The following is a 9,791-nucleotide window of genomic DNA, read 5'->3' on the forward strand; positions in this document are numbered from 1 at the left end:
GGATGGAGATTAAAAACGGGATTAAATGCGTCGTATGGGATTTGGACAATACCCTTTGGGATGGTGTGCTGTCCGAGGGGGATGAGGTCACGTTAAAACCGCAGATCAAGGAAATTCTGGAGGAGCTGGATCACCGGGGGATTCTGCTGTCCGTTGCCAGCAAAAACAATCTCGACGATGCGATGAACAAACTGAAAGAGTTTGGAATCGATCACTATTTTCTGTATCCCCAAATCCATTGGGAGCCAAAATCAAAGTCGCTGGATGCTATCCGCCAGTCAATAAACATCGGGATGGATACGCTGTTGTTTGTCGATGACCGGCCGTTTGAGCTGGATGAGGTGAAAAGTGTCCATGCAGCCATCAATTGCGTTCATGCCGATCACTACCAGGAGCTGCTTGACCATCCTTCACTGATCCCCCCCTTTATTACAGAGGATTCGGTCAAAAGAAGGCTCATGTATCTGGAGGATATGAAACGTAAACAGGAAGAAGAAGCGTTCTCGGGAACCAGCGAGGAGTTTCTAAAATCGTTAGGCATGAAATTTATCATCAGTGAGGCTGAGGAGGAGGATTTGAAACGGGCGGAAGAATTAACTGTGCGCACCAATCAGTTGAATTCGACGGGCCGGATCTACAGCTACGACGAGCTGAATCACTTTCGGGAATCATCCGCCCATAAGCTGTTTGTCTGTGAGCTATCCGATAAATACGGGTCCTACGGCAAAATTGGCATCGCCCTGGCTGAGCTGACGGATACCCATTGGCATATCAAGCTGCTGATTATGTCCTGCCGGGTGATTTCGCACGGGGTTGGCACGGTTCTGCTGACCCATATCATGCAGCAAGCCAAACAAGCTAATAAACGGCTGTTGGCTGACTTTAAGAATACGGAACGCAATAAAATGATGTACGTTTCCTACAGGTTCTCCAATTTCAAAGAGATAGCCAAAGCGGAGGACGGCTTTGTGATTCTGGAAAATGATTTAACAACGATTCAGAAATTTCCTCCGTATATCGAGCTGCTTGTCCAGTAAGGTTATCCGGGAAAAAATAAAACTAAAGGAGTTTTTACAATGAGCATGCACGAGCAAATCCGCAATTTTATTCAGGATAATCTGGTAGTGTTTGATGATGAGGTTGAATTCAGCAACGAAGACAATATTTTCGAGCTGGGCTTCGTGAATTCATTGTTTGCCATGAAATTGGTAACGTATATTGAGAGTGAATTCAATACGACCATTGAGAGTGATGAAATGGATATCAACAATTTCAATACGATAGATAACATCGTAAACTTTATCAGCTCGAAAACGGTCTATCAATAAGGGCACGGTATGATTTATACGACGAAAAACACCGGGGCCGTTTTTAATTGGGACGAGTATTTCATGAAGCTGAAGAACGGGGAAGTTGCGACGTTGGACGTAGAGTCATATTTTCACAATGTCAGGGGTTTGCTGAGCGAGAACGCTCACTTGCTGGCACTGGTCTTGGGGGACGTATTGCGCAAGCTGTTGAAGGGCGTTCAGGTAAAACCGGAGCCAAGAGTACTGGAGCTGGGGGCGGGTACGGGGTTTCTGACCCGTCTTTTACTGACCATGTACGGGGGAAGCGGAGCTTTGGTGGATAATTGCCGGACCTCATTTGACGCCTATAACCGGATAAAGGACAAGAGCGGGGACCGCATTACGTATCAGTTGGAAGACTTGTTTGCCTTGAAGGTGACAGAACCGTTTGACATGGTTTGCAGCTTTGGACTCATCGAACATTTTAAAGAGAAGCAGAAGATTCTGTCGATCCACAAAGAGCATTGCCGCCCGGACGGGCATATGATTTTGATCGTGCCGATGGACAGCTTTTTGACACGGGCCTATTACGAGGTTCATCCCGAAATCAACCTGGGGTATAGAGAGTTGTTAACCAAGAAGACTGCATTGGAACAGATTCAGGCCAGCGGGCTGCAGCCGGTCCGGGCTGAAGTCAGCCAGGGTTATGTTTATGATTTTTTGGCGGTTTTGTGCAAGGGATAGCTGTTGGGTCTTTTTCAGAACATACACTCTAATGATGGGATGAATGAAAAATGGCGATGACAAAGAATAACCCGCAAAGCATTCTGGAAGAAGTGAAGCAGTTTGTCGATGAAGATATCCGGCCGTTTGCGGCAGATTTTGAAACACAACAGGCACTCCCCCGGGAGTTAATTCAGAAGATGGGGCGCAAAGGCTATCTGGCAGCAAGCTTCCCTGAGGAATTCGGGGGACTGGGGCTGGACCCGCTTGAATACGGCAGTCTGGTGGAAGAGTTCGGCAAAGGAGCTTTGTCCACAGCCATGCTGCTTACGGTAAGCACGGGGTTGGTTGGCGAGACGCTCATCCGTTGGGGAACAGACTACCAACAAGAGAAGTATGTCCTGCCCATTGCCAGGGGGGAGAAGATTGGCGCTTTTGCGTTGACCGAGCCAGGCGTGGGAAGCGGAGCGAAGGATGTTGAGAGCGCTTACGTAAAAGTCGGGGACAACTACCGCATCACTGGCCGGAAAAAATGGATTTCCTTCGGCGAAATCGCTGATTTTTTTATCGTCATTGCCGCCGAGCAATCGAGCAAGGCCGTCAGTGCTTTTCTCGTCGACCGCAAGCTGGAAGGCGTGAATATCTCCAAAATGAAGGGATTGCTGTCCTGCGCGGCCTCACAGCTTGCTGACATCGAGCTTACCGGTGTTGAGGTGGGACCGGAAATGATGGTCGGCAAGGAAGGAATGGGTTTTGCCGGAATCGCCAATTTTGCCTTGGACTATGGGCGCTTCAACGTAGCCTGGATGGGTGTAGGTTTGGCCCAGGAGGCCTTGGATGTGATGGTTACTTACGCCAGAAAAAGAAGCCAGTCCGGGCAAAAAATCTTTCACCATCAGCTCATCAAGGGCATTATCGGAGATACTGTCACGAATATTATGGCCGCACGTTCGTTGTGCAAGGAGGCTGCACGGATGAGAATCGAGAATCACCCGGACGCTGCCATCCAAACGACAGCAGCCAAATATTTCTCGTCCACCGTTGCCAATAAGGCTGCCGCCGATGCGATTCAGGTTCTCGGAGCCAACGGATGCAGCAGCCGGTTTCCGGTGGAACGTCTGTTCAGAGAGGCCAAAGTCCTTGAAATTATTGAAGGAACCTCACAGCTTCAGCAGCAAATGATCGCCTTGTATGGCGCGAATAAATATTATCAGCCAAAAAGGATCAAGGAAATATGAAGAAACTGGATGCCAATCAAGTAAGTGATATCATCGCTCTTAGTTCGATGCAGGAAGGGATGCTTTTTCATTATTTGAAAGAGCCCGGCAGTACCCTTTATTTCGAACAGGTGAGTTTGCACATTGCATCCCGGGTTGATCTCTCCGCTTTTGAGGCGGCATGGCAGCACGTTGTCTCCAGCAACGAGATGCTCCGGGCGGTTTTTCGCTGGGAAGGCGTTAAAGAGCCCGTGCAGATTATTCTCAAAGAGCGGTCCCCATTTCTGCAGATCATCGATGCTTCGTCTCAGCGCATCGATGAACGCAGTGCATTTATTGCGAAAGCTATGGATGATGACAGGAACACCCCGTTTGATTTAACAGAGGGGGCTTTTCGCGTCTGCCTGTACCCATTCGCTGAAGCCGACTATCAAATGATCCTGAGCCATCATCATATTTTGTTTGACGGGTGGAGTACGGGGATTATCCTGAATGAATTCATGGAAGCCTATCAGCTCTTCTTGAATCAGCAGCAGCCATCCGCCGCACCCAAGAAGAGATATAAGGAATTTATCGGGCTGACCCGAAACAAGGACAAGGCGGAACAGGAAAAGTTCTGGACCGGATACTTGCAGGATGTCCAGCCCGTGTGGCTGCAGGATATTCTTCCGGCCAGTCCATCCAGGAATCAGGCGGAGGGGAACAAGCAGCTTCGTATGGAGCTGCCCCTGTTTCTCTATGAAGAGATAAAACAGGAGGGCAAATACTCCGTAAGCTGTTATCTTTACGCAGCCTGGGCGCTCCTTCAGGCTTTTTATACTGACAGCAGGGACATTGTGTTTGGCACAACCATCTCAGGCCGGGAAGAGGGGCTGCACGGATGGGAAGAGACGGTCGGCTTGTTTATTAACACGCTGCCGCTAAGGCTTAGGATTGACCCGGAAGAAACCTTCAAGGGCCTTCTGGAGAAAGTATTTGCATCTTTGAATGCAAGACAACAGTATGGCTCCACACCGCTCAGGGATATCAAACGATACAGCGGAATGCCTTTTGAAAAAGAATTATTCGATACGATTCTGGTGATCGAGAATTACCCTTTGCAAAATAACTTGAATAGTCGGAATATGCTTATCGATTCCTTCTCATATAGAGAGGAAACCAATTATCCTCTGTCCATCTCTATTACCTTATGGAATTCCATCGAATTCGTTGCGGATTATAACAGCCGCATGTATAGCGAGGCCTTTATTCATGAGGCAGCATCCCGCTATCAGTTGATCCTGTCTTCTCTCGTTCAACATCCGGCAGCACCGGTTGCTTCTGCCGATTTTTTGTTTCCGGAAGAACAAAGGAAGCTGCTGCAAGAATTTACAGATACGGCAGCAGTGGTTCCGGCTGATAAAACCATTCATCAGCTGTTTGAAGAGCAGGCGGATAAGGAGCCTGACCGGGTCGGGCTTCATTATGCAGGTCAGACCTACACCTACCGGCAGCTTAATGAACAAGCTAATCAGCTGGCGAATTTTTTAATCGATAAAGGGATTAAACCCAACCAGCTGGTTGGCATCTGCATGGATCGGCGGCCAGAGCTGCTGATCGCAATGCTTGGAATTCTAAAATCTGGAGGAGCTTACGTACCGGTTGACCCGATCCTGCCGGAGGAACGTATTGCCGCCATGGTACAGGACGGGAAGATTGAAGTAATCATCACCGTCCAGAAGTACACGGATGTCTTAATGGGCATGAATGGGAAGCAGCCGGTCCGCCACACGCTCTTATGTATGGATCAAGACGTGCTGCAGGGACATTACGGTTTACAGGATATCCTCCGATTCCCTCATGAAGCCGGTATACATCCATCAACCCCGGAGGATCTTGCTTATGTGATCTATACGTCGGGATCGACGGGAGTGCCCAAGGGCGTTATGGTCAGCCATGGAAATGTAGTGAATTTTATCTTTGGCATGGACAAGCGGATCGGATTCCGGCCTGACGACAAGGTATTGGCGCTCACGACCTATTCCTTTGATATATTCGTCCTTGAATCCTTGCTGCCGCTTTGTTTGGGCATGAACCTTGTGCTCGCCGCCGATTGGGTACAGAAGGACCCTGATGCCATATTGCGGTTGATCGAACAAGAGTCCATCGATATTCTCCAAGCGACGCCATCGCGTATGAGAATGCTGGTAGAGTCTTCATTAGCCGGTTGCCTTCAGCAGCCGGGAAAAATTCTCATCGGCGGAGAGGGGTTTCCCGAAGACCTCTACCAATCCTTGCGTAAGATCACGGAGCAGCAGATCTACAATGTGTACGGACCGACGGAAACGACGGTATGGTCTACCGTACAGGAGCTTGAGGATACGCTGTCTATCGGGAAACCCATTGCCAATACAGGAATCTATATTTTATCCAAAGACAAACATCTGCGGCCCTTGGGTTATCCGGGGGAACTATGCATCTCCGGGAAAGGTGTAGCACAAGGCTACCTTAACCAGCCCGGGTTAACCAGCGAAAAGTTTATTAATAATCCATATCATCCGGAGGAGAGGCTGTATTGTACCGGTGATTATGCGTATTGGCTGCCGGATGGGAGACTTCAGTTCGTAGGAAGAAACGACGGTCAGGTCAAAATCAGGGGACACCGCATCGAAATTGCTGGAATTGAAAGCACAATAAAAAGCTATCCTGCTGTAAAAGATGTGGTGGTCATTGAAGTGAAAGAGGCTGGCGACGCAGCACTGGCTGCGTATCTGGTGACGGGCGGCGGATTTGTCCGCGAGGATTTCCAAACGTTTCTCAAGAGCAAGCTCCCATATTATGCAGTGCCGGCTTATTTGTATGAAATCGACGAGATTCCCTATACAAGCAATCTAAAGGTGGACCGGAAGGCACTTGCCCATATGAAAACCGGCCGCATGGTTCAGCCCGGAAAGCTGGTAGAGCCGCGCAGCAAGCTGGAAAATGAGGTTGCAGAGATTTGGAGAAAGGTACTGAAGACGGAGAGAGTGGGCATATTCAACCGCTTTTTTGATATCGGCGGCGACTCGGTGAAGGTCATTCATCTATGTAATGAATTAAAGGCCCGCTTGAACATGGAGATCCCGGTCCAAACTATTTTTGACTATCCGACGATCCATGAATTTGTCAGTTACTGCAATGAAACAATGAAAAAAACAACGGGCGAAGCCCGGCAGCAACCTGAAGAACCTAAAGCTTTCGAGCCTCCAACCATAGACTTCCAGGATACGGATGTGGCTATTATCGGGATGGCCGGCCGTTTTCCGGGGGCTGCCGACAAGGAACAGTTCTGGAGCAACCTGGTGAGCGGGAAAGAAGCGATCAAATTTTATACCGATGAAGAATTGAAGGCCCTTGGGATGGACAGTGAGCTTTTGAACAATCCCAAGTATGTAAGGGCAAAAGGAAAGCTCGATGACAGCGATTGCTTTGATGCTGATTTCTTTGGGTATACCGTTGCCGAAGCCAAGTGGATGGACCCGCAGATCCGCCTGCTCCACGAGTGTGCCTGGCATGCGCTGGAGGATGCCGGATATGAACCGGAGTCCTACCCCGGTGCCATCGGACTGTACATCGGATCTTCTTATAATATTTATTGGGTACCCGAGAAGTTCAGCCCATCATTGTATGCCTCTGACCAATATCAAATCTATAACATGAACAGCAATTCGTTCGCTACGCTGATTGCCTATCGCATGAATCTGCGGGGACCGGCGATTACCGTCCAAACCGCCTGCTCCACCTCGCTTGTGGCGATCGACCGTGCTTACAAGGACTTGCTCTTTGGCGATTGTGACATTGCGCTTGCCGGAGGGGCTGCGGTTACGCTGCTTGACGAAATGGGCTATATCCATCAGGAGGGAATGGTCCTGTCCAAGGACGGGCATTGCAGAGCTTTTGAGAAAAAGGCAACAGGCACCGTGACCGGCAACGGAGTAGGACTGGTCGTCCTGAAACGCTTAAAGAATGCGCTTGCTGACGGGGATCACATTTATTCTATTATTAAATCCACTGCCGTAAATAATGATGGAAACCGTAAAGCGGGTTACTCCGCTCCAAGCGCTGAAGGACAAGCAGCGGTCATCCAAAAGGCCATCCAGCGTTCCGGCATTGGCTCCGAGCAAATTCATTATATTGAGGCACATGGGACAGGAACTGTACTGGGTGATCCGGTAGAAATCGAAGGGCTAAAACGGGCCTTCAACACAACTAAAAAAAATTATTGCGGGCTGGGCTCTGTCAAAACAAATATCGGGCATTTGGAAGCTGCCGCTGGAATCGCAGGGCTGATGAAAACGTCCATGTCCCTGCAAAAAAGAATGATTCCTGCTTCACTCCACTGTGATGAGATCAATGCACATATCGTGTTGGAGGATTCCCCCTTTTATGTGAATTCCCGGCTTCTTGATTTGCGGAATGAGGACAATTATCCGCTGCGGGCGGGGGTAAGCTCGTTTGGGCAAGGGGGAAGCAATGCGCATGTAATTCTGGAGGAAGCGCCGCAGGTGGATTCGGATCCTGCCCAAAGACGTTATCAAATCATGACCCTGTCTGCAAAAACGGAGCTTGCGTTGAACAATTTGAAGGGAAAAGTAAGAGAGTCGTTCAGACGCAGCCCCGGCGTGCATTTGGCTGATGCTGCCTATACCTTGAAGGTGGGACGGAAAAGTTTTGCCCACCGTTCCGCTTTTCTCTGCACGGAAGCCAAAGAAGCCATAGATATTCTCACGGCTAAAGATACAGCCAAAAGATGGGAGGCCGTTGTTCCGGAGCAGGCCCCATCCGTTGTCTTCATGTTTTCGGGCCAAGGTGCAGAATATGTGAATATGGCTCTGGATCTCTATCGTCATGAACCGGTTTTCCGGGACAAGCTGAATGAATGCCTGACGATTTTGCAGGAGATTTCGGGTTTGCGCTATCAGGATTTTTTATATCCGGATGGCCGGGAGCAGCACGCGGAGCGCCAGATTCACAGACAGAGCGTCTCCCAGCCCCTTCATTTTGCTCTGGAATACTCCCTGGCATGGCTGCTTATGAATTGGCAAGTAGAGCCGCTGAGCATGATCGGGTACAGCATCGGAGAGTATGTCGCCGCGTGTCTGGCGGGTGTGTTTTCATTGCGGGATGCCTTGTTTCTGACGTACCACCGGGGAGTCCTTATGGAGAAGCTGCCTGAAGGGCTCATGATCACGGTTCCGCTGCAGGAGAAGGATTTGCTGCAAATTCTGCCGCCCGCTCTGTCGGTTGCTGCTGTTAACGACGAGTCTTGTATTGTTTCTGGAAGCAAGGACAGCATTGCCGCCTTTGAAGCCTTGCTCAAGAGCAAGAAATTGATCAGCATGAGATTGCAGATTTCTCACGCGGGTCATTCCAAAATGCTTGATTCGATGATCAGCGAATTCAGGGAATGCGTTCAGAGGGTGACTTTTAATCCGCCGGATGTTCCTTTTGTATCCAGTCTGACCGGGGATGTAATCACTCCGCAGGAGGCGGCGAGCCCGGAGCATTGGGTGCGTCATTTGCGGGAGCCTGTGCGTTTTGCCGAAGGCTTCAAAAGGCTTGCGCCGCAAGAGAATACCCTGTTTGTCGAGATCGGCCCAGGGCGGAATCTATGCACGCTGGTTCAGCGGTTCATGCAGCCTGACCGCAATCAGAAGCTGCTGGATACCATACGGGTCGAACGTAAAAAAACAGCGGACGACGAGTATTTGTTGAGGACGGTCGCCCAATTATGGGTAAACGGGGTTAGTGTGGATTGGGGCCGCTTTTACAGCAATGAACAACGAAGAAGAGTGCCCCTGCCGGGCTACCCGTTTGAGAAAAAACGCTATTGGCTTCGGGATTTCCGCTATGGTACGGGCAGTCCGGCCATTGAGGCTGGAGCAGGTCAGGTCCCTTATAGCCTGCCGGAAGTACCAGCGGAATCCGAAGCAAGTCCGGTTCAAGCTGAGCCAAAGCCGATGAGCAGCGAAGCCGCTATTCTTGTACAGATTGTAACGGACATCATCGGCGGCACAAATATTGGCGAGGATGATGATCTGTTCGAGCGGGGATTTGACTCGCTGAAGGTAATTTCATTTATCTCGAAGGTTGCAGACGCGTTCCGCGTTCATTTAACCATGCACGAGGTGTTCCAAAGTCCGACGGTCAGGGAACTGCTGCCAGTGATCCAGAGACAGGCACCGGGTCATGCCGTCACCATCCCGAAAGCCCCGGAAGCAGAGAGCTATCCGGTTTCCTCTCAGCAGAAAAGGCTGTATGCATTGCAGCAATTCGATGAGGACAGCACCGCCTACAATATCCCGGGGGCATTTGTCTTACACGGCAAGCTGGACCGGGAGCGGGTACAAGCCGCGTGCGACGGTCTGATCCGGCGGCATGAAGCGCTGCGGACGAGCTTTGAACTGATCGGACAAGCGCTGGTTCAAAAGGTAGACCCCGACGCAGCATTGACCATCGAATACTCTGATTTGCCGGGGGCCGGAGTAGAAGAGACGCTGCAGGGCTTTGTGCAGCCGTTCCGGCTGGAGCAGGCTCCGCTGAT

At 50.2% G+C, this 9,791-nt stretch carries 5 protein-coding genes; all 5 read left to right on the forward strand.

The genetic code is table 11. From position 1 onward, the window contains the following. The first annotated feature begins 8 nt into the window (after positions 1-8). Positions 9-1,037, forward strand: coding sequence for an HAD-IIIC family phosphatase (locus BLQ82_RS10730; protein WP_244280760.1), 1,029 nt, complete (start codon positions 9-11; stop codon positions 1,035-1,037). 39 nt (positions 1,038-1,076) lie between these two features. Continuing rightward, complete coding sequence (locus tag BLQ82_RS10735; protein ID WP_062525479.1) at positions 1,077-1,328, forward strand: acyl carrier protein; 252 nt, start codon at positions 1,077-1,079, stop codon at positions 1,326-1,328. A gap of 9 nt (positions 1,329-1,337) precedes the next feature. Further along, a complete protein-coding gene (locus BLQ82_RS10740) occupies positions 1,338-2,033 on the forward strand; it encodes an SAM-dependent methyltransferase (protein ID WP_062525477.1) in 696 nt (231 codons plus the stop codon). A 50-nt stretch (positions 2,034-2,083) separates the two neighbouring features. Beyond that, positions 2,084-3,250, forward strand: coding sequence for an acyl-CoA dehydrogenase family protein (locus BLQ82_RS10745; protein ID WP_062525475.1), 1,167 nt, complete (start codon positions 2,084-2,086; stop codon positions 3,248-3,250). Further along, positions 3,247-9,791: hybrid non-ribosomal peptide synthetase/type I polyketide synthase (locus tag BLQ82_RS10750; protein WP_143013399.1), on the forward strand; the 6,545-nt coding region annotated here is incomplete at its 3' end. The genes BLQ82_RS10745 and BLQ82_RS10750, both read left to right, overlap by 4 nt.

It is taken from the genome of Paenibacillus jilunlii (assembly GCF_900102965.1).
GTDB lineage: Bacteria > Bacillota > Bacilli > Paenibacillales > Paenibacillaceae > Paenibacillus_AQ > Paenibacillus_AQ jilunlii.